This window comes from Streptomyces sp. NPDC111628 (genome assembly GCF_055635195.1).
Genome location: NZ_JBVKBZ010000002.1, coordinates 689,211 through 714,367, shown reverse-complemented (window position 1 = coordinate 714,367; position 25,157 = coordinate 689,211). Strand labels below are relative to the sequence as shown.

Below are 25,157 nucleotides of genomic sequence, written 5' to 3'. Positions count from 1 at the left end.
TCAGGCGCCGTCGTGGCGCCAGACCATGCTCTGTCCGGCCTCCGCGGCGGTCTGCGGCTCGTCGGGTTCGACGCGAAGCAACCGGTACCCGATCCGGGGCGGGATCGCGGCACTTCGGGCGTTGGCCCGGTCGCAGTGGATCTCCACGGCCTCGACGCCGGGGAGCCCGAGGCCCTCCTCGGTCAGCGCGGCCGCGGCCCGGGTGGCGAGTCCGCGGCCGGTGGCCGGCGAACAGACCCAGTAGCCGATCTCCAGGACGCCCGCCTCGCCGTTCGGGAACAGCGCGCCCCCGCCGAGCACCCGGTCGAGACGGTCCGGCGGGGTCAGCACATAGACGAAGGACCGCCCGGCGTCCCAGTCCGCGTCCTGTTCGGCACGGAACCGCTCGGTCTCCTCGCGGGTGGGCGGATGCTGGGCCCAGCGAAGCCACTCACCCAGATGCCCGACGTCGGCGGCGACCGCGTCGATGAACGCGTCGTCGGAGACCAGGGAGCGCCGTCGCAGTACTGAACCGTCCGGCAGTTCGATGTTCTCTCGCGGAAGCCCGGAGCGTATTCCCTGTGTCATGTCTGCATCCTGGCCCACCCGGCCGACTGCTTGAAGAGGGCCTCGGTGGAGTTCCAGAACCTGCCGGAAGTCTTCGAGGGCCTCGGTGAACTCCGTGGCGGCGACATGGAAGGTGGCTCTGCTCGTCAGCGCCGTGACCAGTGCCCTGCTCCCGGCGACCGAGTCCTGCCGACGCAGGTCCCGGGCCAGAGTCACGCCCTCGTCGAACAGTTCGCGCAGCCGTGCCTTCTGCCACCCCCAGGACAGGGCCCAGCGCACGGTGAGCATCCGGTGCAGCCGGATCTGTTCCGCCAGGCCGTCGGGGCCGTCCGGGCCGTCCGCCGCGCGGAGCGCGAGTCGGTCCACGTCGGCCCGGAGACTCTCACGGCTCTGGAAGTAGCGCTCCCTCACGTCGGGCGACCAGTGGTGGACGTCGGTGCCGACAGGCGGGCGGGGCTGTCCGGCCGCCGGTCGCTCGCTGTCGGCGACGGACATGAAGAACAGGAGGGCCCAGAACGCGGCGTGGTATCCGCTCCACGACTTCGCCTCCTCCTCCCCGTGGGCGGCCAGCTCCTGGAACAGGGCGAGCGCCTCCTGACGGACCTCCGTCGCCTCGGCCCGGCGGAGGACGCCGTCGAGCATCTGGGCATACCGGATCAGCACGTAGAGCCGGCAGGCCCGCGGCCCGTCCTTCACGGCCCCCGCCGCCAGCACGGCGAGCAGTTCCGCCACGGCGGTCAGCGCCTCGTCGGACCGGCCCGCGGCGTCGAGGGCGGCGATCCACTCCAGCAGCGTCCAGGCGAACGTGCCGTCCTGCGGGCCGTGGGGGCGTCCGCGGGCCACGGACTCCGACAGCACGTCCGCGGCCTCCGCGCAGCGGCCCTCCTCCAGGAGTCCGGTGGCCCACGGGGACAGTCCCCACACCGCCCCGTCGCCGGACGACTCGGCCCGCGTCCGTCCGACGGCGAGCATCTCGGCCCGCACGGCGAGGCCTTCGGCGCGGCGGCCGAGGGTGTAGAGCGCGCGCTGACAGCCGTCGAGGGCGTCGTACAGCACGTCGGTGTACTTGGGGTGGGCCGGATCGAGGGCGCGTGCGGCGGCCACCGCCTCCTCACACAGGGCGAGTCGGTCCTCGGGGCGGTCCCGGTACACGCGGTCGTAGCTGAGATTCCGCAGCGCGCGTGCCAGCCGCGGCAGATACGCGGCGGGGCTGACGCGCGCGAGCACCCGGCAGGCGTCGACCTCCTCGCGTGCGGTCCGTCGTCCGGACGCGAGGAGGATGTTCCGCGCGCGCACGACGCTGTCCTGATCGACCTCTGTGGGCTTGGGCATGACGACGATTGTCAGCCTCGCCCACGCGTCGGGGAAGGCCGACGGGCTGTGCCGTCCGTCCTACGAAATCCACCTCTGAGCTGTCATCATGGACATGGATTCGCCCTCTAACGAACGACCCTCAGGAGGACTGCCCGGGAGGCCTGCCGGCCCGTCGGGTGAAGCGGCGCAGACCGCGCCGAGCGGGCTTGAGGGGCTTGTCCTCAGGGGCAACGGCAGTGGGGGCCGAGCCGCTGCCCGCGGGCAGGGCCGCCGCCGCGGGCACGGACTGCGGCGGTACGGAACGGCCACCTTGTTCCAGCCGGGTCCGCACGGCCTGGGCCATGGCGTGGTGGGATGCCTCCTGGAGCAGGCCGGCCGCGGACAGCCGCTCCCACATGTGCAGCAGTTCCTGCCCCCGGGTGGCCACCTGGCTCTCGTCCCACAGCCGTTGCCATGCCGCGGTGGCACGGGCCACGTCGGGGGCGGCCCGGTTCAGGTCGGTGCGGCAGCGGATGCGGGCGACGGTCAGCGCGAGGACGGTGGAAAGCATGTGGTCACCGCGCAGGTACGCGAGGTAGGCCTCGATCGCCCGTGCCTCCAGGGAGAGTTCGTCCTCGGCACCACGGCGCAGCGTCAGGTGCTCCCGCAGTGCGCTGGCGAGGACGAACGCGGCGTGCAGTTCCTCGCGCTGCGCGTGCTGGATGATGCGCTCGACGCGGGCCAGCGGCGGGAACGCCTCCTCCTCCGCGGCGGTGCGCTCCCGACCGGGCGGCAGGTCGTCCTCGTCGGCGATGGTCCGGCTGGAGCCGTCGGGGTGGACCCGCAGGCGCGCCACCTGTTGCACGGTGCGGTCGATGACGGTGGCCGCGACCGGGGCCCCCAGGGTGCGGGCGAACATGGCGACGGCGTCGAGGATCGCCTCGTTGGGCGGTCGCATGCCGCCCATCTCCAGCAGGTGGCCGTTGACCACCGTCGACCCGTCCTCGGCCACGTAGGCGTCGAGTCGGATCAGCGGCGGGGCGGCGAGCGCGGGCAGGTTCCCCTCGTCACGGGGGGTCAGCGAGTGGGTCATCCGGTCAGGCTCCGGGTCGTACGACGCCGAGGACGGGCATGGAGGCGGCCGGCGCGGTGGTGATGTTGCGGCCGGGCCGCGGTGCGTGGACGATCTGTCCGCCTCCGATGTACATGCCCACGTGGGTGGCGTCGTTGTAGTAGATGATCAGGTCTCCGGGCCGGGCCGAGGACAGGCTGACGCGGGTCAGGCCGCCCCACTGTGCCTGCGAGGTGCGGGGAATGGGGTGCCCGGCCGCCGCCCAGGCCGCGGAGGTGAGTCCGGAGCAGTCGTACGAGGACGGGCCCACCGCGCCCCACACGTAGGGTTTGCCGATCTGCGCCATCGCGAAGCCCACGGCCTTCCCGGCCGCTCCGCTCACCTGCGTCCCGCCGCCCGGCGCCCGCCCCTTGCCCTTGCTCTTCCCCGAAGAACCGCCGGAGGAGCCGCCGGACTCCGTCCACCTGGCCTCGGCCTCCCGGGTGCGCTGCTCTTCCAACGCGGCCAGCCTGCGGGTCTGTTCCTCCTCGAGTCCGGCCTCGATCCGCTCGGCAGAGGCGATCTTCTTCTCGATCTTCTGCTTCGCCGCGGCCTTGTCCGCACGGCTGCTCTTCAGTTCCCGCAGTTCCTTCGAGGCGGCCTCGGTCTGCTCGCCCAGTGCCTCGCGGGCGGTCTTCTGGGTCTCGGAGACGTTGACCAGGCCGCGCATGGCCTGGCGGGCCTGGGACGCCTCGTCGAGGGCCTGTTCCGGGTGGTCCCCGAGCAGCAACTGGATGCCGGTGGCCGCGAGATCGCCCCCGCGGTACTGGGTCCGGGCGGCCGCGCCGGCGAGGTCGCGCAGGTCCTTCACCCGCTTCTCGGCACGGGTGAGGTCCTTGCGGAGGGTCGTCAGCCGCTTCTCCTGCTTGCCCGCCTTCTCGTTCGCGGCGTTGTAGGCCTCGGTGGCCACCTCCGCCTCGCGGTAGAGGCCGTCCAGTTCGTCGCGGATGTCCTCGATCGACTGGCCGGTGCCAGGGTCGGGCTCGCCCGGAGCCGCGTAACCTGGGCCGGGCAACAGGGCGATCGCACAGACGAGGGCTATCGCGGCTCCCCGACTCCGTAACCGTCTGCCGCCGGTCGACACGTTCATGAGCTCCACTCTCAGAGGTCGCGTGCGGGCGGACCGGACGGGCGGCTGCCGCCGCGGTCGCCACCGCGGGTGACGCGGTGGGCCGTTCGGGCCTTGAACACACTACCTTCCCCCGAACGGCCCACCCCGGTCTCCCCACGTGTGTCGGCTTGCTCACACGCAACTGTTCACCGGGCAGTACTCAGTTGCGCCAGGTGTCGTTGAGAGCGGTCTTCGTGGTGTTCACCGTCGCGGTGCGGTTGGCGCCGCTCTCCCAGGTCACGTTGCCCGCACCGTCCTTGCGGAGGTACTTGTACTCGAAGGTCGTACCCTCGGGGAGTTCGACGTCCCGCTTCCACACCGGGTAGGCGGCCGGGTCGAGTTCGAGGGCGCCGGCCGGGTTCCAGTTGCCCAGTTCCGGCCGGTTGCCGGTCACGTAGATGTTCTGGCCCCAGCTGGTGGTGGCGTCGACCGCGAAGGACACGCCGGAGGACACCGGGTCGGGGTCGCCGGGATCGCCGCCGCCGTCACAGGTGCGGGCGCCGACGTGCAGGGCGAGCGCCGTGTTGGCACCCAGGGTGGCGGTGAACCGGCCTGCCCCGTCGACCGTGACACCTTTGCCCGTCTGGACGTCGCAGTAGTCCCCCGCGGGCAGCGAAGTCTGGAACGTACGGGTCAGCGAGGTGCCCTCGTGGTTGATGGCGACGTACGCCTTGGAGCCGCGGCCGAAGGCGATCTGGTCGCCGCCGTTGTCCCACCAGTCGGTCACCCCCTGGCCGCGTGCGGTGTTGCGGAGCCCGACCATGGAGGAGATCTCGCGCCAGGCGTGCTGGCACTTCCATCCGTCGCTGTAACAGGCGTTCACCTGACCGCCGCTCGGCGGGCCCGCGTCGTGGTCGGTGAACTCGTAGCCGGAGTGGACGTCGGGGCTGCCGTACGGCCAGGCCAGCATGAAGACGTGCGCCAGCGTGTAGGTGGCGCCGTCCTTGTAGGTGAGGGTCTCGCCGTTGCGCTCGGTGTCGTGGTTGGTGACGAAGACGGCGGCCTTGTCCGAGGGCAGGTAGCCCCAGGCCTCGCCGAAGTTCTTCAGGTACGCGAGGTTCTCGCCGTTGAAGACGCGCTTGAGGTCGCGTGCGTAGCGGAACTCCTGTACGTCGCCGCTGCCGAGGTACTCGGTCGGGGAGACGGCCTCGCCCGCGCCGTAGATCGCCTCGTGCTTCCAGTAGACGTTGGGGTTGCTGAGCCGGGACTTGATGTCGGCCAGGTCGGCGGCGGCCATGTGCTTGGCCGCGTCGATGCGGAAGCCGTCGACGCCGAGGGACAGCAGGTCGTTGAGGTAGCCGGCGATCTTCCCCCGGACGTAGTCCTCGCCGGTGTCCAGGTCCGCGAGGCCGACCAGTTCGCATTCCTGGACGTTGAAGCGGTCGCCGTAGTTGTTGATCTGCGAGGTGCAGTTGTCGAGGTCGTTGGACGAGTAGAGGCCGGGATAGTTGTACTTGGTGTACGACGAGCCGCCGGTACCCGTGCCGTTACCTGCCGACATGTGGTTGACGACCGAGTCGGCGACGACCTTCACACCGGCCGCGTGGCAGGTGTCGACCATGCTCTTGAACTGGGCGCGGTCACCGAGGCGGCCCGCGATCCGGTAGCTCACCGGCTGGTACGAGGTCCACCACTGTCCGCCCTGGATGTGCTCCTGGGGCGGTGAGACCTGGACGTAGCCGTAGCCGGCCGGGCCGAGGGTGTCGGTGCACGCCTGGGCGACGGAGGTGAACTTCCACTCGAACATCACCGCGGTGACGTCCTTGTCGCCGGGTGGGGACGCCTGGGCCGGTGCCGTGGTGGCGAGGAGGCTGCCGGCCACGCCGGCGGTGAGGGCGAGCGCGGTGGCGGTGATTCTTCGCGCTGGGCTGGTGTTCCCGTGCATGGAGTCTCCCGTGTGAGGATGCGGGTGTCCCGGGTGCGGTGCCGACGGGTGTCCGGGGAGTCGACGGGTCGGCACACACTTGCAACGCGTTGCAGCAAGAATTCTGCAAGCGGTTGCGGTCGTGACCGTAAGGGCGGCCTTCAACCACGGTCAACCCCTCCCGCACGCCGGAAAGTTGAAGCGCGACCTCTTTACGACGTCGCCGCGTACGGGTAACTTCCCGCTGCCGTAAGAGATTTCTGCAACTTTCCGTCCACCCTTTCAAGCCCTCCGCGTCCGATCACCCGCCCGCTGCTTCGCCCGCCTCCCCGGAGACACGCATGAGACGCACGAGACGCACGAGACGCATCCGTATGCGCCGGCTCGGACGGCCGTTGGCCGCGGCCGTCGCCGTCGGCGCCGTCCTGTCGGTGGTGTCCGCCCCACCCGCCGCCTCCCCCGCCACAGACCCCACCGCGGCGGCGGCCGAGGCCGACAACACGGCGACCGTCTTCTACTACACGAAGACGAAGAACTGGGACCGGTACAACCTGCACTACGCACCCGACGGCGGCTCCTGGACCGAGGTCCCCGGCGTGGCGATGGAGGCCGCGTGCACGGACTGGGTGAAGAGGACGGTCCCCCTGGGCAGCGCCGAGGGGCTGCGGGCCACCTTCAACAACGGCTCGGGCACCTGGGACAACAACGGGGGCGCGAACTACGCCCTCGGCACCGGCGCCATCACGGTCAAGGACGGCGTGATCGCCCACTCCGACCCCTGCGCCGGGGGTCAGGATCCCGACCCGACGCCGGGGGACGGCAACAGGGCCACCGTCTACTACTCCACCCGCACCCTCGGCTGGACCACCGCCAACATCCACTACCGGCCCGCGGGCGGCTCCTGGACCGCCGTCCCCGGCGTCGGCATGCAGGCCGCCTGCGCGGGCTGGTGGAAGAAGGACGTCGATCTGGGCGCGGCCACCTCGATGACGGCCGCGTTCAACAACGGCAACGGAGTGTGGGACAACAACAAGGGCGCCGACTACACCCTGCCCGCCGGCGTCACCACCGTCGCCGACAGCACGGTCACCGCCGACGCCGACGACGCGTGCACCGAGGAGGTGCCCGACACAGCGGCACCGACCGTCCCCACCGGGGTGAGCGCCCGGGCCGACGGTGTGTCCGTCGTGCTGACCTGGGAGCCGTCCACCGACGACAAAGGGGTCGCCAAGTACCAGGTGACCCGCAGCGGCGGCACCGGGGGCGAGGTCGTGAGCGACGTCGGCTCCACCGTCTTCTCCGACACCGGCCTGGCGGAGCGGACCACCTACACCTACACCGTCAGGGCGACGGACGCCGCGGGCAACGTCTCCGCGGCCTCGGCCGCCGCGATCGCCACCACCGGCACGAAACCGCCGGCGCCCGCGGCCGGCAAGCCCCTGGCCACCGATCCCCGCAAGGACCCGGTCTACTTCGTCCTGACCGCCCGCTTCAACGACGGCGACAGCTCCAACAACCGCGGCGGCAGCCAGCACGAGAAGTCCGGCAACGCGGCGAACGACGACCCCATGTTCCGGGGCGACTTCAAGGGCCTGGTGAACAAGCTCGACTACATCAAGGCCCTCGGCTTCTCCGCGGTGTGGATCACTCCGGTGGTCCTCAACCGCTCGGACTACGACTACCACGGCTACCACGGCTACGACTTCTACCAGGTCGACCCGCGTCTGGAGTCCGCCGGCGCCTCCTACCAGGACCTCATCGACGCGGCCCACGCCAAGGGCATGAAGATCTACCAGGACGTCGTCTACAACCACTCCTCCCGCTGGGGCGCCAAGGGCCTGTTCACGCCGACCGTCTACGGAGTACGCGACTCCCAGTGGAGCTGGTACTACGACGAGGAGCAGCCCGGTTTCGAGTACGACGGCCTGACCGTCGAGCCCAAGAGCGGCAAGTCCTACTACAACGGCGACCTCTGGTCGACCGCCGAGCCGACCGGCAACACCTGCGTCGACTGGGGCAGACCCACCGGGGCGAGGAGCCCCGAGGGCTACACCATCTACAACTGCCAGTGGCCCAGCCCGACGTCCGGCATGTTCCCCAAGGCGCTGTACCACAACTGCTGGATCGGCAACTGGGAGGGCGAGGACTCCCGTTCCTGCTGGCTGCACGAGGACCTCGCCGACTTCAACACCGAGAACCCGCAGGTGCAGAACTACCTCATCGGCGCCTACGACAAGTACATCGACATGGGCGTCGACGGATTCCGCGTCGACACGGCCGTGCACATCCCGCGCACCACCTGGAACCGCCGCTTCCTGCCTGCGATCCAGGAGCGCGTGGCCCGGCAGCACGGCGCCGAGGCCGCGAAGAACTTCTTCGTCTTCGGCGAGGTCGCCGCCTTCGTCAACGACAAGTGGAACCGCGGCTCGGTCAACCACTCGGCGCAGTTCTACACGTGGAAGGAGCGCAAGGAGTACAGCGCCGACGACGCGAAGGCTGCCCTGGAGATGTACGAGTACGAGCAGCAGCAGGGCACGGGCAACCAGCCCACGTCGGCCAACGCCTTCCTTGAGGGCAACAGCTACCACACCCCGGACCACAGCCGCTTCTCCGGCATGAACGTCATCGACATGCGGATGCACATGAACTTCGGTGACGCGAGCAACGCCTTCCACAACGGCAAGGACTCCGACGACAGCTACAACGACGCCACGTACAACGTCGTCTACGTCGACAGCCACGACTACGGCCCGAACAAGAGCAGCGAGCGCTACACGGGCGGCACCGACGCCTGGGCCGAGAACATGTCCCTGATGTGGACCTTCCGCGGCATCCCCACCCTCTACTACGGATCGGAGATCGAGTTCCAGAAGGGCAGGAAGATCGACTGCGGCCCCACCTGCCCCCTCGCCACGACGGGCCGCGCCTACTACGGCGACCACCTCGCCGGCGACGTCACGGCCTCCGACTTCTCCGAGGTGGACTCGGCCTCCGGCGCCGTCGCCACGACCCTCCAGCAGCCGCTGGTCAAGCACGTGCAGCGGCTGAACCAGATCCGGCGGGCCGTCCCCGCCCTCCAGACGGGCCAGTACTCCACGGAGGGCATCACCGGTGACATGGCCTTCAAGCGGCGCTACACCGACGGCGGCACGGACAGCTTCGCCCTCGTCACCGTCTCGGGCGGCGCCACCTACGGCGGCATCCCCAACGGCACCTACCGGGACGCGGTCACCGGCGACACCCGCACCGTCACCGACGGCCGCCTCACCGTCGCCGCACCGGGCAAGGGCAATCTGCGGGTGTACGTCCTGAACGGTCCCGGGAAGATCGGAGCGGACGGGCCTTATCTGAAGTAGACCACCGGAAGCCTCCGACGTGGGGCCGGCAGCGTCCGCCGTCGGCCCCACACGTCACGCTGCACGGTTGCTGAGTACGCCGCCGCGTTCCGGTGACGGCTCGGCGGGTGCCCCACACCTCCTGTGGGATGCCGAACGGCGCGTGAGATCACTACGACGACTCCCTCTTTTGGGTTTCTCCCCGAGGCGCTGCAGCAGACGGGCGTCACTCAGCGTGCCGCCCTTCTTCTTCGCCCGCATCTTCTTCCCCGGATTCGCCAGCGCCTGGCGCTTCGTCACCCTACTGTTCAGCCAGTCGCGTGCCGTCCTCATCTCCTGCAGCAGTGTGGTGCGTTCGGGTTTCGGCAGGGTGATTATCGATCTTCCGCCTGTTCGAGAAGACCCACCTCGAGCCCTATGTCCTGCCTCTCCCGTGCTCCGCGCAAAGCCTCAGAGAGTGGGCGACCTCGGCGCCCTGCGGTACCTGCCACCTCGAGAGGTCTCGAGCCTGATGTACCGGCGTCGCAGCTCGGCTCCTGGCACGCTCAGTCCCTCGGGAGTCATGTTCCGGTTTCACGGTGTTCGGCCCGAAGACCCAGTCGAGGGTGGCCGCCTCACCCGTCCGCCGATCACGTGTGCTGGTCCACTCGCCGTGAGAGAGCTTGCTGAACTGCAAGCGTACGTGCTGCTGCCCGTCGCTCTCGGCACGGAAGTCGACAGCGTGGCCGGGTCCGGACCCTAGATCGCGTGAGGTGGCACGGCCTTTGATCCCGAGTCTGCCGGTCCAGGCGGCGAGATCATCCTTGCTGAAGAGGTGAATTCGGCGCCTTGGCACCCGTGGCCGTGCGGCGACACGAGGCACGGGGCCGATGCGCGAAGTGGCAGACCTTGTCCCGGTACAGGCGGTCGGAAAGCTCGTTGCCGCAACCGCCGAGCTGTGTTCCGCACCAGAATGTGAAGGCACGGTGACCGCGGCGCCACCGCAGCAGTTCGTCGGCGTCCGTCGGCAGAATGATCGCGCGTCCCGAGTTCGGGCTCCCGATCACCGCGGTCTGCACGAGTCTGCTGTCCGGACCACTCACTGTCTCCCCGGGGACTGTCCGCGCCCGCCGGGGGCGACGTCACACTGATCGTTTTCGACACCAGGATCTGATCCCTACACTCACTTCACAAGCTGTCCCCTACTTCACATTTCACCTTCGCGCGGTCAGTTGCCGACTCCTGACAAGGCGCCCAGGAGCATCATGGACTCGCGGCGGCTCAGCAGTTCGTGGAAGCGCTCATTGCGGAAGGTCCGCAGGCATGCGTAACAGCTGCTCTCAGGGCCGCATTCACAGCCGTTCATCCGGGTAGTCGCCGCCGCGACGACGGCTTCGAGGTGTTCCCCGATGCGGATCGTGTTGCCCGCGCCCCCCGGTGTGGTGTCGAAGAGCAGCAGCGATGGCATTCCGTCCGTTCCGGTGTGGACCGTGCCGTCGATGTCGTCCCTGCTGATCTCCAGGTGGGTGGCCGCGCCTTCCAGCAGTGCGTAGAGACCGGAGCGCAGGGTTTCCTGCGTCGCGCTGAGCGCGGTGAGCGGATCGAGGTGGATCTGGACGAAGTCCGTCGGGTACCGGTGTGCGAGGGAGACGACCCGGAGCGGGCCGGTGCACTGCGCGTCCTTCAGCAGATGAGGGTGTGCCGCACCCCGGGACGCCGCTCGCGCGTGCGGACGACCCCAGCCGCACCAGTCGCAGATCTCGTACCCGGCACCGCCCGGCCCTTCCGAGACGACCACCATCTCGCCCCGGGCACCCGCCGACCAGGCCGTGCTGTGTCCGGAGGCGAAGACGGTGGTTCCCTCGTGGACGTCCGCGGTGTCGGTGGACATGTGGACGTCGCCGTACCAGGAGCGGCGCGGCGGTGCCTGTCCCGGGCTGCGCTGGGGTCCGCGCGCGGCGACGAAACCGTAGACCGGCTCGACGTAGCGGCGCGGGACGGAGGTGGACGGCGTGCCGCAGGCGGCGCAGGTGGGGTCGACGGGCTCGGTGGCCTCACCGTAACGGCCACAGGTGCCGCACACGGCGTAGTAACGGCTGACCAGTTCACGGTCGGGCAGTCGGTAGACGCCGGCGGATGCCCACAGACGGCCGCCCGCCACGATCTCGGCTCCGGGCGCGTACTCATGGACGGCGGCGCTGAGATCGCGGGTGAGTTCGAGCTGGCCCGATACGGCGCCGCTGTCCTGCGGAATGCGCAGTTCGACGGTGTCCACCGGGAAGCCGTACTTGGGCAGGACGTTGCGGTTGGCCAGGACACCGAGGAGGTCACGGTGCGTCAGGTTGCGGATGACCTTCTCGTACATGTCCGCCAGCCGGTACTTGCGGGCGGTCACCGCCTGGTCGCGTCGTTCGCTGTAGGCGGTGACGTCCTGGCCGAGGATCTGTCCCGCTGCCCGCAGCAACCGGTCCAGCTCGCCGGTCCACGCGCCCGACTCCACCTCGATCTCGGCCTGGACGCTTGGGGGAAGCACTCGGCGGATCGAGGCCGCCACGCTCTCCGGGACGGGCGTGAGCCAGTCGCGCACGATGTGGGCCGCGGTCTCGCCGGTGGTGTCGTCGGGGAGGAAGAACTCACCCGCTGTGCGCCAGATGCGGCCCCGTTCCTCCTTCATGGCGCGGAAGAACGCGGCGAGGGCGATCGAGTGGGCGTGGCGGCGGTCGATGCGGACGTTGTCGACGGGGACGATCGGGGCCCGGACCTCTCCGGCGATCATCCGCTGGGGTTCCGCGAACCGTGCGAGGTCGTGGGGGCGTCGTTGGGCGTAGGTGAGGACGAGCGCGGCGGAGTCCGCGCGACGGCCGGCGCGTCCGGCCCGCTGCACATAGTTGGCGGTGGAGGGTGGCATGTTGCGCAGGACCACGGCCTGCAGTTCGCCCACGTCGACGCCGAGTTCGAACGTGGTCGAGCAGGAAAGGGCGTTGACCTGTCCGCGGACGAACTCCCCCTGGATCTCGGCGGCCTTCTCGCCGGTCCACTGGGCCGTGTGTTCCTGGGCACGCAGCGGGACGGGGTCGAAGGTGCGGTAGAGGCGGCGGAGGTGGCCGTCCGTCTCGGTGGTCGGCTTGTACTCCTCGAGGCTGCCTGTGCAGCGCAGAGTGGGGCACACTCCGCGCACGGACACGGCGACGACACGGCGGCAGCGGTCGCAGGCGTGCAGCGGCTCGCTGTCCTCGGTGACGGGCCGCAGCCGCAGCCAGGCATGGTCGAGCCGGCGGACCGCGCCGATGCCGGCCTGGTTCTCCCCCGGCAGCCAGTCGGCGAGGTGTCCGGTGGTGAGGTCGGTCCACAGCCGGCCCAGGATCTCCAGGGCGGCCCCGCGCCGGTCGCCTTGATGCCCGAGGACGTCGAGCACCCGTTCCAGATAGTCGACGCGCCGGTTGGAGACGCCCGCGGCACTCGGCAGCCAGCTGATCACCTTGCGTTTGGCGTCGGACCCCTTGGAGCGGACCCAGACGGGTCCGCGGCGCGGGGCGAACGCCTCGTCGCCCGCATCGACATCCTCGGGCATGGTGAGCGCACCCTGGTTGCGCACGGTGCGCAGCAGTTCCTGCACCAGCCACCATGCCTCGTCGTCGGTCAGGCCGAGGGAGGTGAGCGCAGCGGGCGGCTGCCAGAAGGGCTCGCGGTCGAGGTCTACCCGGAGCAGCCCAACTCCTTCGAGCGACTGGCGGTCGTCGATGCTGAGCACTTCCTGCATCACCCACAGGGCGACATCGCGCTGCTTGGCCTGGCGCGAGTCGTTGCGGCGGAAGACGCCCGCGCGGTCGGCGGCTCGGACGGTGTGGGCGACGAGGTCGTCGATGTGCAGCGGCTCGTCGGGGTAGGGGCAACCTTTCAGCGCGGCCTGGGTCATCAGGCGCCGGTGCTGGATACGGGTGTAGGACTCCTCCAGGTAGGGGGCGAAGTAGGCGGCGGCCTGGCGGCTGTCGCTGAAGAACAGCAGCTTGCGACCACGTCCGGGCAGCGCGGCGGCGGGACCGTCGGTCGCCGGGGGCAGCGCCTGGTAGAGGGCGGTGCCGAGGACGGAGGCAGCGGCTTCGTTGCCCGTCTCGAAGAGCCGGATCATGCCGTGGCCGCGGGCACCGCAGGCGAGGCAGGAGGCCGGGGTTCCCTCGCGGGTGTCGAGCTGGTGGACGCGGCGCAGTTCGGTCCCCCGGCAGTCGTCCGCCGTGCAGGCCGTCGTTCCGGCGGGGTGCACGGCGGCGCAGTGGGTGCACAGTCTGCGTTCACTGAGTCCGCCCTTGGCGCTCTCGTAGAGGATTTCGTCGTCCTCGTCAACGCCGGCGCCCGAGTCGTCCCCGTCCAGGAGCAGCCAGGTGTGGGGCTTGTCGGGGGACTTGCGGTGCGCGAGGCGGGACGGCGCCCCGGGGCCGTCGAGGGTGCCGTGCAGGTGGACGGCACCGCAGCGACGGCAGGCGCCCAGCTCGAACGAGGGCCGTGCGCAGTGCTGGCAGACCTCGTGGCGGGCCAGGTCGAGGTGGGGACCGTCCGGGGCCAGGCAGGTGAACGCGCCTTCGGTGGCCCGTGCGAAGAGGTGGTAGCGGGCGGAGAGAACGGGGGCACCATCGGTGTCCGTCACTTGACTCGCGAGCTGGATGAGCGCGGTGAGAGCGGCCGGTCCCACCGGGTCGCCGGGGAATACGGCCTGTGCGATGTCGCGCACGGGCCGTGGCCCCTCGGCGAGGGCCCGGCGCAGGGCGGCGGTGCCGGCTTCGGCCGCGAGGGCGGTGGCCGGGTTGGTGTGGGTGGGCAGTCCGTGCATGCGTGCGGCCGACACGATCTCGGGACCGGGATCGGCCATGGTGGACAGCCGCAGGTACTCGGTGGTCGGCAGCGGTCCCCAGTGCGGGCCGTCGGGCGTGGCCACTCGTGTCGCGGTGACGAGGTCCTGTGCGGCGCGGTCGTCGGCGTCCCAGTGGAAGGGGACGTCGAAGAGGGCCTGGGCGAAGGCGGTGACGGCGGCGGGGTTCTCCTCCGCGCCGACGGTGGCGCTGGTGGCGATGGCCTGGATCTCTCGCCCCTGGCCCACCCGGTCTTTCAGCCGGCGCAGCAGCATGGCCAGTTCGGCGCCGCGCGCTCCGTCATAGACGTGGGCCTCGTCGACGACGATGAACTTCCAGCCGCCCGCGTGTTCCCCTTCGAAAAGGTCCATGTCCTGGGGGCGGAGCAGCAGGTACTCAAGCATGGCGTAGTTGGTGAGCAAGAGGTGGGGCGGCGTGGCGCGCATCTCGCGGCGGCTGAGCAGTTCGTTGGGCAGGCGTGGTTCGCCGGGGTTGAGCTGCTCGAACGTGTCGGCGGCTCGGCGCGGGTCGTCCTTGGTGTCGCCGGTGTAGCGACCGAAGGTGATGTGGGGGGCCGCGGCGAGCATTCGGCGCAGGCGCTTCATCTGGTCGTTGGCGAGCGCGTTCATGGGGTACAGCAGGAGAGCGCGGACGCCGGGGCCGAGGGAGCCGCGGGCGTGTTCGGCAGCGAGCGCGTTGAGGATGGGCAGCAGGAAGCTCTCGGTCTTGCCGGATCCCGTACCGGTGGCGACGACCAGGTTGCGTCCGGCCGCGGCCTTGCGCAGTGCCTGCTCCTGATGCCGGTAAAGGGGGCGGTCGGCGGGCAGGGCGGGGCCGGTCAGCTGCCGGAACGCGGGGTCCAGTACTCCCTCGCCGATGAGTTCGTTGAGGGTGGCGCCCGGCGCGTAGGCCGGAGTGGCCTCCAGCAGGGGGCCCTTCGTGAGCAGTGGACTGGTGTCGATGGCCTGGGCGAGGGCCTCGGCCAGGCGGGGGTCGCGCAGGGGCAGCAGGGAGCGCAGGTAGCGGCGGTAGGTGTCGCTGATCAGCGTGGACGTGGCGAGCGGGTCGAGGCTGTGCACGGACTGACTCCGAGGCTGCGGCGGGGGATGGATGTGGCGGTGCGAAACGTGGCCGAAGGCCGGTATGGTCGGGGCCCGCTCGGGCGGGACGGCTGTCTCCGGCCGGCTCAGCCGGTGGTCCGTACGGTCTCGGCGGCGACCAGGCACTCCGCGAGGGCGAGGTCGACGGCGGTGAGGTCGGGTGCGTGGGCGGCCACGGACGTCCACAACGGCCGCAGTCCCCGCTCCAGTTTGACGGCCCGTGGATCTCCCGCGGCGGCGAGCCGGGCGATCAGCGCGCAGCCAAGCGAGAACTGGGGCACCCGCATCCACGCCTCGCCGGGTCCGCGCAGTGAACCCGGCCCCCGGTCGAGGAACGCCGTGACCAGGAGGGGATGCCCGTCACCGAGGAAGTTCTCGACGGCCGTCAGCCATTCCTCGTACTCCTCGCGCAGGGCGTAGTACTGAAGGGTGCGACGGTCGCGGAACGCCTGCCAGGCGGCTGCGGCCCGGGTGTCGGTGTCCAGGAGTCCGCGCGGTACGACACCCGCCGTGCGCCACATGGCCTGCTGCTGGATTTCGGGAAGCTCGTTCAGGGCACGGGCGTGGGCGTCGAACCGGCCGGCCGTGCCGCTGGGGTCGTCCTGTCCGGACAGGATCGTCATACCGACATCCCCCAGAAACTGCCCCGCCTCGTCGAGGAGTTCGTTCTCCTCCGGATACAACTCGTCGATCTGGTAGGCCGGGTCGCCGGACAGATACGGCAGCAGCGGCGCCGTGAGCAGCAGCGCGCACAGGGGTGCCCGCCGCCAGACGGGGCGTACGGCGGCCGGGTCGGTCACCTCCCGGATACGCAGGGCGGCCAGGCCGCTGCCCACCAGCGCGGCGGCCGGCTCGCCGGAGCGCAGGGAGCTGTCCGCCGCTCCCAGGAGGGCGTCGGGCCCGGCGTCCCCCAGGGCGCGCAGGCACTCCGCCGGTGCGGCCTCCTTCGCCCCGCACGCCTGCAGATCCCGGCCGCGGGCTGCCACGATCCACTGGTACGGAATGGCTTCGGTGCCTCGCGGCAGCGCTCCGCGCCCGCCCAGGTACTCCGTGGTCCGAGCCGCGACAGTGCGGTCGACGCCCCCCGATGTCCAGGGGGAACGGCGCAGTACCAGGGTGTCGCGGTCGCGCAGACGGGGCCAGGCGGGCGCGACGTCGGCCGTGTGGGTCCCGGCACGCAGGCTCACGACGAGCGGTCCGGCCGACCGCCATGCGGCGGGCAGCGGGATACGCCCGCTGTCGTCGACCGGCACGCTCAGCGGCTGCTGCCACGGGGCGAGGACCTGGTAGAGCCGGGCGGTCAGCTCACCGGGGTGGCGCAGCCCGCGCAGCAGCAGTCCGGTGCCGTCCGGTATGACGTCCTCCGCGACGGGCTGGGTGCGGACGCTACCGACGTGGACGTCCTGCCCCGCGACCAGCAGCCGCAGTTCGGCCTTGGCGCAGTCGCGGACGGTGTCCGTCAGGGCGGTGAGGGAATAACGCAGGTCGCCCCTGCGAGTCCGGGTACGGCGTTCGGGCCACAGGCTGACCAGGGTCGCGCCCTCGACGACGAGCGCCAGTTCGGGGGTCACGGCCACCGCCTGCTCGGGCAGGCGCACGGTCAGGGCACTGTCCCGTGCCAGGTCGGCCGCGTCGATGTCGAGCGGCCGGATCGACCAGGGAAGTGGACTGCCGTCGAGTTCCAGGCGGACCTCGGAGTACGGGACGAGTGCCTGGACCCGGAACCCGCGCGTGCCGTCGCGCAGTACAAGTTCCCTGCTGATCTCGTACGGGGCGAACTCGACCGCGTTCCGGAAGACGGTGACCGGTCCGACGGTACGGACGTCCAGTCGCGTCGGCACCAGTCCGCCCTGTGGAGCGAGCAGGCGCCACTCGGCGGAGGGCTTGGCCTCGACGCCCTCTGCGAGGAAGGCGGTGAGGCGGCGTTGCCCCCGTCGCCGACCGGGGCGGTGGACGAGGATCTCGTACGGGCCGAGCAGCGGGCCGGGGACGTGTTCCCAAGGGTCGAGAAGAGCGCCGGGTACGCCGGTGAGAACGGCGAGCATCGCCTCACGGCCGGGACGGCGCACCTCCACCTGCCAGTGCGGTGTCTCCGGCTCACCGGGACGGCGCCGGAGTCGGAGCGCGGGCGGTCGGTGCCACACCGGAGTTCCGTCCTCACCGGTGAGCCAGGGCAGCGTCGCGCCCCCTTCCCAGCCGAACGACCGCCCGACGGCCACCTCCAGCCACTTTCCGGGGGCGGCGTCGGAGGCGCGGAGCCGGGTCACGCCGACCAGGGACACCTTGCTGAGGATCCACCCGCTCCAGCCGTACGGGGTGGGAAGTTCGACGACTGCGGCCTGCGTCCCCTCCGTCTCCAGGGTGCCCACGTGCAGGAGATGGACCTCGGTTGCGGGCAGCGGCTCGTCCAGGGGGACGTGGTGGCCGTCGGCGGCGAAGGCCAACAGCACGGTGTCCGGGTCGACGACGGCCGAAGCATGGGTGGTACCGGCCGGGTCGGTGGCCTCGACCCGGCGGACGGGCGCGGGCAGGACCCAGTGCGGCGGTGACGCGGTGAACGACTCGCCATCGGCCGCAAGCTGCCAGGTGGCCGCGTCCGGGCCGCCGGGCAGGGTCAGCAGGACGCTGCCCGCGCCGGGACCGAGACGCAGCTGAGGCGGAGCCGCGAGGTTCCGGACGGGGGGATCGGGCGGAGCAGTGTCCGCCGGGCGCCCGGTGACCGGTGGGCGCCAGGTCCAGCCCAAGGAGGCCGCCGCCTCCCGTGCGGCCCTGATCCAGTCCGCCTCGGTGGTGGGCGGGGACGAGGCAGTACGACGGCGGCCCAACTCGGGCCGGGCCGCGACAACACGTCTCCGTGCCTCGGCCAGCATATGCGCGAAACCGGGGGTACCGGTCTGCGAACCGAAGGCCACCCCATGGACCGTGCACGCGGGCCAGCGGGTGAACACGACCTCGTGTGCCAGGCTCGACCGCTCGGCGAGGAGCACATGGGCTACGAGTGCCTCGAGGACGAGCGTGGTCCGTCGGACGACGGAATCCGCCCCGTCGCCTGCCGACGGCTCGCCCGCCTCGCTCCATGCCCGCTCGCAGTCGTCCAGCAGCTGCGCGGGATCCACCAGCATTGTTTCCTCCCCGACCGGACCGTACTCCCGTGCAGACCGGACCGGCTGATGTTCACTGTTTTACCATTCCCTCACACGAAAGCCACAGGGACTCCGTTTTCGGCTGTGGGTCCTCTCGCGTTGTCAGTGGCGGGTGATCCCATACAAGAGGGCTTGTTGCACCACTGTTCAGTACTTGGGGGGTACGCCGATGAGGACCGACCTCGATGCCGCGACGCCGGCCACGCTGCACGCCGAGCTTCTGGCGGCGGCGGGCCCGGAGCGGGTTCTCACTCCAGCAGCCCTGCGGCAGCTGCTGGCCGGCGTGAACAAGTCCGCGCTGATCGAGGCATTGAGCCAGGTTGCGCGGGACGGGGTGACGCTCCCTCCCGCCGTGGCAGCGCAGTTCGGCGTACCGGTCGGCGGTGCAGCCCCTTCCAGGCCGAAGGGTCCCGGTCCCGCACGCAACCCCGACCAGGCTTCTCCGGCTTCCGGACTCCCGGCCGTCCCGGCGCAGAGGGATCCTGGGCCTCGCTTCACGCTGGAGCTGGGCCCTGACAGCCAACTTGATCTGGCCGCGTTGTCGGTGCGAACGCTGCAACCGGACCCTGTTCCGTCCGAGCCGGCACCGAAGTCGCAGCCACGCCCGGCCTCCCGGTCGGCCGATGTGGGTTTCGAGGAATCCGACACCGGCCGGCCCGTGTTCAACCCGTTGAAGTACTACCGCAAGGTGATCGGCACGTTCCCCCTGCTCTCCCGACAGCAGGAGGCACAACTGGCGCAGGCCATCGAAGCGGGACTGCTGGCGCGGGAGAAACGGGACGAGGAGAACCGGAAGATCGCCCCCAAGCTGCGCAAGGAGCTCGGGCAGTTGGTGGACATCGGGGAACGGGCGTTCACCGATTTCAGCCAAGCGAACCTTCGTCTGGTGGTGAGTGTCGCCACCCACTACACCGGGCGCGGGCTTGACCTCATGGATCTGATCCAGGAGGGCAACATCGGTCTGCTGCACGCGATCGACAAGTTCGACCACCGCAAGGGCTTCAGGTTCTCCACCTACGCCGTGCCCTGGATCCGCCAGGCGATCAGCCGGGCCATCGCCGATCAGAGCCGCACGGTCCGGCTCCCCGTACACGCCCACGACACGGTGAGCGCGTTGGGCAGAGCGGCCCGGGAGCTGGGACACCCCACTCCCGAGGCGGCACTGCCCGTGGTGGCCGCCCGCGCGGGTGTTACTCCGGACGAGGCACGCACTGTGCTGTCCCGGGTGCGTCGGACGGTTCCGCTGGAGGAGCTGGCGGAGGCGATCGGTGACGACATGCTGCATGAGGAAACCGACCGGAGTACACGCGGGCCGCACTGGTCCGAACCCGACGCGTACTACCAGGACATGTCGGCGCAGGAGGTGCACGCGCTGCTGGTCGGCTCTCTCACCCAGCGGGAGCACCAGGTCATGGTCCTTCGGCACGGACTCGACGGCGGGCCCGAGTTGATTCTTGAGGCCATCGGACGGGAACTGGGCGTGACGCGGGAGCGGATTCGCCAGATCGAATCCAAGGCCGTCGCGAAGCTGCTCGGCGGAATCCGGGAGTACCGGACCCGCGCCACCGGACCGGCCGCCGCACCGCCGTCCGCCGTCCTGCGCGCACGCAGGAAGGTGTATCCGCCCGGGATCGTCGTGGTCGGCCACCAGACGATCCACGTCGGGGGGCAGTGGTGCCGGAAGATGGTCACCGTCCTGATCGAGGACGACTGGTTCCGGGTCGTCGACGGGGGGCACCAGATCGCGGCCGCCCCCCGCCGCCACCTCGTGGAGTCCCGCTGGATCTACGGCGCCGTCGGCTGAACCGCGACGCCCCGTCATCCCGGCAGGAACTCGCTGGGCCGCCCGCTGTACGACACGTACAGCGCCTCCCTGGCCCGGGTGCAGGCGACGAAGAGCAGGCAGCGTTCGGCCGCCAGGTCGGTGGCGTGCTGGATGCCGTCCATGTCGGCGGGGGTGACGGCCGGGGGGAACGGGAAGGCGCTCGCGGTGGCCCCGGCGACGGCGACGCACCGGTACTCCAGTCCCTTCATGCTGTGGAGGGTCGACACGCGCACCCCGACCGCGCTGTCCGGTTCGCCGTCGCGCACCCGGACCACGGGGAGACCGGCCGCGGTGAGCCGGTCGGCGAGCTTGCGCGTCAGGGTGTTGAAGCGGGCGCAGACCGCGATGTCCGACGGGGCGACTCCGGCGTCCGTCCAGCCGCGCACCTGCCGGACGACGGCGTCGGCCTCCTCGTTCTCCGACCCGTGTCCCTCGCACACCGGGTGGGCGCCGTGGAGCAGGGAGCGGTATCCGGTGAGGGTGTCGTGGCCGTCACCGGTCAGGTCGGCGACGGGCTCGCTGTCGAGGAGGGAGCGGGACCAGCGCAGAATCTCCTCGGTGGAGCGGTAGTTGACGCGCAGCCGTCCGCTGCGGCCGGCCACGGCGATGCCGAGGGAGCGCAGGGAGACCCGGGCGTCGTAGATCCGCTGGTGGGGATCGCCGGTGACGAACAGGTCGTCGGGGCCCTCCGGGACCAGCGCGCGCAGCAGCCGCCATTGCGCCGGATGCAGGTCCTGTGCCTCGTCGACGACGACGTGGTCGTACGACGGACCCGCCCCAGGCTTGTCCCGCAGCAGCCGGGCCGCCTCGGCGCAGACCTGGAGCCAGGTGTGCGACCGGGTGCGCGCCAGCTCCTCCTCGAAGAGGGTGACGGCCTGCCAGATCCGCCGCCGCTGGGCCCGTCCGAGCGCGCTGCCGCGTCCGCGCCGCTCGCACGCGAGGTACTCCTCCTCGCTCCGCAGGTCCTGGGCGAGGATCACATGCCGGTACTCCTGCGCCAGGAACGCCTCGTTCCAGGGCAGGTCGAGACGGCGGAGCAGGCGCTGCCAGCGGGTCCGCTCGTCCTTGTCGCCGAGCGCTCCGCCGGGGTTGCCCCGCAACTGCCGTACGGTGCGGTGGGCGACGGCGTCCACGGTGGTGACATCGACGCGGGCGAGCAGTTCCTCGTCGTGGTCGAGCAGCAGTGCGAGGCTGCTGTGCAGGGAGCGGGCCAGGGCGTTGGTGTACGTGGTGAGGAGGACCCGCGTGTCGGGGGCACGGTCCAGCAGGTGTCTGACGCGGTGCAGAGCCACGACCGTCTTGCCGGTGCCCGGCCCGCCGGAGATCTGGGCGGGTCCGGCATAGGAGGGCCGGTAGGCGATGCGCCGCTGGGTGGGGTGGAGGAAGATCCGCCAGGCCGCAAAGGGCTTGGCCAGGATGTCGGCGAGCTCGTCGGCTCCGGTGACGAGCGCGATCCGGCTCCTGGTCCGGGTTACGGCGGCGGCCAGGTCGCCCCCGGTGGTGTCGTCCGCGGCCGCGGATTCCTTCTGCCGCACGGCGACCAGCTCGCGGTAGATGTCGTTCGGGTCGAGGCCGTCGGCGAGCAGCCACAGCGCCTCGAACTGGTCCTCCGGCATCAGCGAGCCGAACGCCTCCAACTGCGCCTTGCTGGTGACGGTACGAGCGGCGCGCAACGTGACGTCGTCGACACCGAGGTGCCGCAGCACGGTGTCCGACCAGGGGGCGAACAGGAGTTGGGGAGCGGCGGCGGCCTCCTGCGCGAAGAGCGGCGTGATCTGCTCCATCGCGGTCAGGTCGCGCACCTCCAGGCAGCGGGTGACGCTGTTGACCGTGTAGAGCCGCCGCTTGGCCCAGGTGTAGGCCTTGTCGTGGCTGACGACGTGCACGAAGACGAAGAGGTCGCTGCCGTCGTCGGGCGCGAGCAGCACGATCCGCAGCCCGTCGTCGACGCGTATCGTGCGCATCCGGGGATCGCGGGAGCTGACCACCGACTCCAGGTGCAGCCCCTTGTCCGCGTGGAGCTGCGCGACCGTCAGCTGCTGGAACTTGGCCATCGCCTTGTGGACACGGGCCCGGGCCGGCCGGTCCAGCCGGTCGACGCCCTCCCAGAACGTGTTGGTGATCGCGATCTGCGGCATGCTTCCCACCCTCGTCGGCGACGGCCCACGGTACTGCTGTTGACTGAGTTTACGAAAGCCATGATGTTCGTCGTGCGGTGCCGCATCAACACGATGCCGCGCGGGTGATTGGACAACTACTCGGAGCTCACCGCCCGTGCGGCCGGGCGCGCTCGGCCCGCTGCTCGACGCCGGCCTGCTGAAGTCCGGGCAGCGACTCCTCTGGCGTCGCCGCAACCTCGGGCAGGAGTACTTCGCGCACGTCACGCCGGAGGGCTCTCTCCGGCTGGAAGACGGCCGCATATGCGACTCCCCGTCAGGGACCTGTGACGCCGCGGCCCACGGCAAGGTCAACGGGTGGGATGCCTGGCGCACTGATGAGGGTGTCTCGCTCGGCATGCTGCGCAGCCGGATCTGAGCGTCCAGAACAGGGGGGCGGCACAATGGATTTCACCCAGCGCATGTTTGCGCGCTCGTTACTGCGTCAACAGCTCGTCGATATGGACGACACCCAGTCGAACGGTTCGTGGACAGGCTGCTCGGCCTTCTGCACACCGACTACCTGCCGGTACGGGCCCACGGCCCGTTGGGCCACGTGGGTGCGGACGGGCTGATGCTCGGCGACAAGGTCCTTTACGCCGGGCGAGGCTACGGGCCACCCTGGAGGGCGACCTCGAAGAGCGCGCACCCCAGACGCGTGAAGCCATTCTGATGTTCACCGAGTTCGCCCGCCGACTCTACGGCGGCGAGCGCGACGCCTATCTCCTCATCAACGCGGGCACGCACAGCCTGGAGATCACCCCGCACGTCGACAGCGGTGACAGTCTCGGCATCAACCGCATGGTGATCTTCTGCCTGGACCTGACGGCCGCTGTGATCTGCCACCGCCACGGCAGGGGTCCCGACTTCCTGGTCCACGACAGCCACCTCTTCGACGGGGTCGACGAGCGGCAGATCGCGGAGGCCCTCAAACTCGCCGACGAGGTCTGTGCCAGTGAGGGACTCCAGTACATCGTGACTCTCAACTCCGATGTACTGGAGCAGGTACGGCTCCTCGGTTCGGTGCGGCACGTGGCGCCTATCGAGCCGAAGCTCGACGACAGGTACGAAGAGGGCGGGATGTTCGGCTTCCGGTTCTGACCGTTTCGCCCCGCACTCCGCTCACCTCACTGCGGCGAGGTCTCGGCCGCCGGGCCGCCGGCCTCGCCGTGCCGGGGCGTGGCATGCTCCGGGCGGCCCCGGAAGGCTGCCCCCTTCGCGGTCCGCGACTGGACGCGTTCCACGATGCGGTCGATGACCCGTTCGGAGGCCTTCCACTTCATCGCCAGCCGGTCGTGGTCCATCCCGTGTTCGGAAATGATGTCCCGCAGTTGTTCGAGGCTGAGTTCACCCAGGTGTGAGCGGAGTCCCGCCTCGTCGCCTTCGGCGAAGACCGCGAACGGGTCGATCACCCCCGGAGCTCGCCGGCTGCTGCGCCGTGGGCGCTCGGCCGGGCGGGGAGCGGTGCCCGGCTCGGGAGGAACGAGGGCCTTGCCCAGCGCTCGGGCGAAGCGCGGCGTGCGCCCGGCCTCGGTCGCCACGGTGCTGAGAAGGCGCGCGAGGGTCCCTGCGAGCTCCGGGTCGGATGCGCCGAGCTTCGCCAGCGCTTCTTCGGCATCGCGGAGGTGCACCCCCAGGGGGGAGTCGTCCTGCTGCTCCTCAGTGCCTGCTCCGGCCGCGCTGTCGCGGCTCGGACCGTCGGGCGGGGTCGCGCTCTGCTCGGTCACGCGCTCTCCCCGACCAGTTCGATGAATTCCTCCGTCATGGCGTGGAAGGCGTCGAACCCACCCTGGTACCCGTACTTCTGCCGCAGGGTGGCACGACCGACGAAGTCCGCCGAACCTGCGATGTCGTTCTTCTCGGGAATAAATGTCGACAGCACGACAGGAAGCTTCTCGTCGTCCTCGAGCTCGCGGACAGTGTTCCGGTGGACTGTGGAGTTCGCCTTGTACTTCGTGACGATGATGCCGATCTCGTTGATCGTTTCACCCAGGCTGTCAGCGAAGTCCCGTACGCGCCGCTGAATCTGAGGGATGCCGTACGTGGACAGGACATCGGGGATCGTCGGAATGATGTACCCGTGGGAAATGCGCAAACCATTGAGCGTGACGATCCCAAGGTTCGGCGGGCAGTCGACCAGCACATAGTCGTAGTTGTCAATGATCTTGCGAACGGCTCTACGCAGGAGCTCGGTGGGGTTGTTGGAGTAGTAGCGCCCGCTCGGCATGGAAGCCAGGCGGTCCTGGACGTCGATGAGATCCAGCGACGACGGCAGGAGATCCACCTTGGAGACCGCGTCCACCGATGAGACGTTACGCTGAAGCGTCTTCTCGAGATCGAACGAGGGGGACTCCCCTTCAGGCAAGAGGGCGTCCCTGAAGAGGGTCGCCAGGGTGTACCCGTCGTCGTTGAGGTCTTCCCATTTCTTCTCTCCGATCAGGACCGTGGTCAGGTTGGTCTGCGGATCGAGGTCGATCACCAGGACCCGCTTGCCGAACTCTCCCGAGAGGAACTCCGCGAGACCTGCCGTGGTGGTGGTCTTTCCGACGCCACCCTTCAGGTTGATGGTCGAGATGACGTGGGCCATGGGTGTGTTCCTCCACTTGAGGTAGCGCCGAATCGGACCGGCCTGGAAGACCGGGCCGCTGCGCAGATTCGCCACGGGGGCCGGGAAGCGTTTGTCGCGCCTACGCCAGTTCGCGACAACCGTCCGGCCGACTCCGGCCATCTCAGCCACTTCGAACAGTCCGACGAACCGGTCGTCCGCCTCGGACGCGTCTCTCACCACACCCCCCGTGAAGAACCTTCACGCTTTCGCCACAACTGTGAAGGTCATTCACTGCCGTCGTC

12 protein-coding genes and 1 pseudogene are annotated in these 25,157 nt (G+C 70.2%); 4 read left to right on the top strand and 9 right to left on the bottom strand.

Features of this window, described 5'->3' with window-relative positions; genetic code table 11:
- The 4 genes from ACZ7MF_RS10870 to ACZ7MF_RS10855 all read right to left on the bottom strand — a co-directional run bounded on the left by ACZ7MF_RS10870 (position 1) and on the right by ACZ7MF_RS10855 (position 5,946).
- The gene (locus ACZ7MF_RS10870) at positions 1-1,878 is read right to left on the bottom strand and encodes a GNAT family N-acetyltransferase (RefSeq protein ID WP_471475842.1); all 1,878 of its coding nucleotides are present in this window, start codon (positions 1,876-1,878) and stop codon (positions 1-3) included.
- A 121-nt stretch (positions 1,879-1,999) separates the two neighbouring features.
- Positions 2,000-2,932: a hypothetical protein gene (locus ACZ7MF_RS10865; protein ID WP_471475841.1), complete on the bottom strand. Its 933-nt coding sequence runs from the start codon at positions 2,930-2,932 to the stop codon at positions 2,000-2,002.
- Between the two features lie 4 nt (positions 2,933-2,936).
- Positions 2,937-4,040, bottom strand: a complete 1,104-nt coding sequence (locus tag ACZ7MF_RS10860; RefSeq protein ID WP_471475840.1) for a C40 family peptidase — start codon at positions 4,038-4,040, stop codon at positions 2,937-2,939.
- Positions 4,041-4,221: 181 nt separating this feature from the next.
- Positions 4,222-5,946 carry a carbohydrate-binding module family 20 domain-containing protein gene (locus ACZ7MF_RS10855; RefSeq protein ID WP_471475838.1) on the bottom strand — a complete coding sequence of 575 codons (1,725 nt, stop codon included), beginning with the start codon at positions 5,944-5,946 and terminating at the stop codon, positions 4,222-4,224.
- Positions 5,947-6,299: 353 nt separating this feature from the next.
- Here ACZ7MF_RS10855 and ACZ7MF_RS10850 point away from each other — a divergent pair, with 353 nt between their 5' ends.
- The gene (locus ACZ7MF_RS10850; protein ID WP_471477218.1) at positions 6,300-9,281 is read left to right on the top strand and encodes a carbohydrate binding domain-containing protein; all 2,982 of its coding nucleotides are present in this window, start codon (positions 6,300-6,302) and stop codon (positions 9,279-9,281) included.
- A gap of 1,186 nt (positions 9,282-10,467) precedes the next feature.
- Here ACZ7MF_RS10850 and ACZ7MF_RS10845 read toward each other — a convergent pair.
- Both ACZ7MF_RS10845 and ACZ7MF_RS10840 read right to left on the bottom strand, forming a co-directional pair.
- Positions 10,468-15,162, bottom strand: a complete 4,695-nt coding sequence (locus tag ACZ7MF_RS10845; RefSeq protein ID WP_471475837.1) for a DEAD/DEAH box helicase — start codon at positions 15,160-15,162, stop codon at positions 10,468-10,470.
- A gap of 107 nt (positions 15,163-15,269) precedes the next feature.
- On the bottom strand, positions 15,270-18,305 hold the full coding sequence (locus ACZ7MF_RS10840; RefSeq protein WP_471475835.1) for a hypothetical protein: 3,036 nt from the start codon (positions 18,303-18,305) through the stop codon (positions 15,270-15,272).
- Between the two features lie 679 nt (positions 18,306-18,984).
- Here ACZ7MF_RS10840 and ACZ7MF_RS10835 point away from each other — a divergent pair.
- The gene (locus ACZ7MF_RS10835; protein ID WP_471475834.1) at positions 18,985-20,130 is read left to right on the top strand and encodes a sigma-70 family RNA polymerase sigma factor; all 1,146 of its coding nucleotides are present in this window, start codon (positions 18,985-18,987) and stop codon (positions 20,128-20,130) included.
- 14 nt (positions 20,131-20,144) lie between these two features.
- Here the strand turns inward: ACZ7MF_RS10835 and ACZ7MF_RS10830 are convergent, their stop codons facing one another.
- Positions 20,145-22,289 (bottom strand): UvrD-helicase domain-containing protein, encoded by a 2,145-nt coding sequence (locus ACZ7MF_RS10830; RefSeq protein WP_471475833.1) that lies wholly within the window; start codon positions 22,287-22,289, stop codon positions 20,145-20,147.
- Positions 22,290-22,416: 127 nt separating this feature from the next.
- Here ACZ7MF_RS10830 and ACZ7MF_RS10825 point away from each other — a divergent pair.
- Positions 22,417-22,686 (top strand): annotated as a pseudogene (locus tag ACZ7MF_RS10825) (restriction system modified-DNA reader domain-containing protein); the annotation flags it as partial.
- 293 nt (positions 22,687-22,979) lie between these two features.
- On the top strand, positions 22,980-23,408 hold the full coding sequence (locus ACZ7MF_RS10820; protein ID WP_471475832.1) for a DUF2326 domain-containing protein: 429 nt from the start codon (positions 22,980-22,982) through the stop codon (positions 23,406-23,408).
- A 26-nt stretch (positions 23,409-23,434) separates the two neighbouring features.
- Here the strand turns inward: ACZ7MF_RS10820 and ACZ7MF_RS10815 are convergent, their stop codons facing one another.
- Entirely contained in the window at positions 23,435-24,034 is a 600-nt protein-coding gene (locus ACZ7MF_RS10815) for a hypothetical protein (RefSeq protein ID WP_471475830.1), read from the bottom strand.
- Entirely contained in the window at positions 24,031-25,092 is a 1,062-nt protein-coding gene (locus ACZ7MF_RS10810; protein WP_471475829.1) for an AAA family ATPase, read from the bottom strand. Before ACZ7MF_RS10810 ends, ACZ7MF_RS10815 begins: the two co-directional genes overlap by 4 nt.
- Between the last annotated feature and the right edge of the window lie 65 nt (positions 25,093-25,157).

Bases quoted from the DNA above. Each gene is read 5' to 3' on its own strand.
- ACZ7MF_RS10820 (WP_471475832.1), top strand. From the start codon at position 22,980: ATGTTCACCGAGTTCGCCCGCCGACTCTACGGCGGCGAGCGCGACGCC.
- ACZ7MF_RS10860 (WP_471475840.1), bottom strand. From the start codon at position 4,040: ATGAACGTGTCGACCGGCGGCAGACGGTTACGGAGTCGGGGAGCCGCG.
- ACZ7MF_RS10840 (WP_471475835.1), bottom strand. From the start codon at position 18,305: ATGCTGGTGGATCCCGCGCAGCTGCTGGACGACTGCGAGCGGGCATGG.
- ACZ7MF_RS10865 (WP_471475841.1), bottom strand. From the start codon at position 2,932: ATGACCCACTCGCTGACCCCCCGTGACGAGGGGAACCTGCCCGCGCTC.
- ACZ7MF_RS10870 (WP_471475842.1), bottom strand. From the start codon at position 1,878: ATGCCCAAGCCCACAGAGGTCGATCAGGACAGCGTCGTGCGCGCGCGG.
- ACZ7MF_RS10850 (WP_471477218.1), top strand. From the start codon at position 6,300: ATGCGCCGGCTCGGACGGCCGTTGGCCGCGGCCGTCGCCGTCGGCGCC.
- ACZ7MF_RS10830 (WP_471475833.1), bottom strand. From the start codon at position 22,289: ATGCCGCAGATCGCGATCACCAACACGTTCTGGGAGGGCGTCGACCGG.
- ACZ7MF_RS10855 (WP_471475838.1), bottom strand. From the start codon at position 5,946: ATGCACGGGAACACCAGCCCAGCGCGAAGAATCACCGCCACCGCGCTC.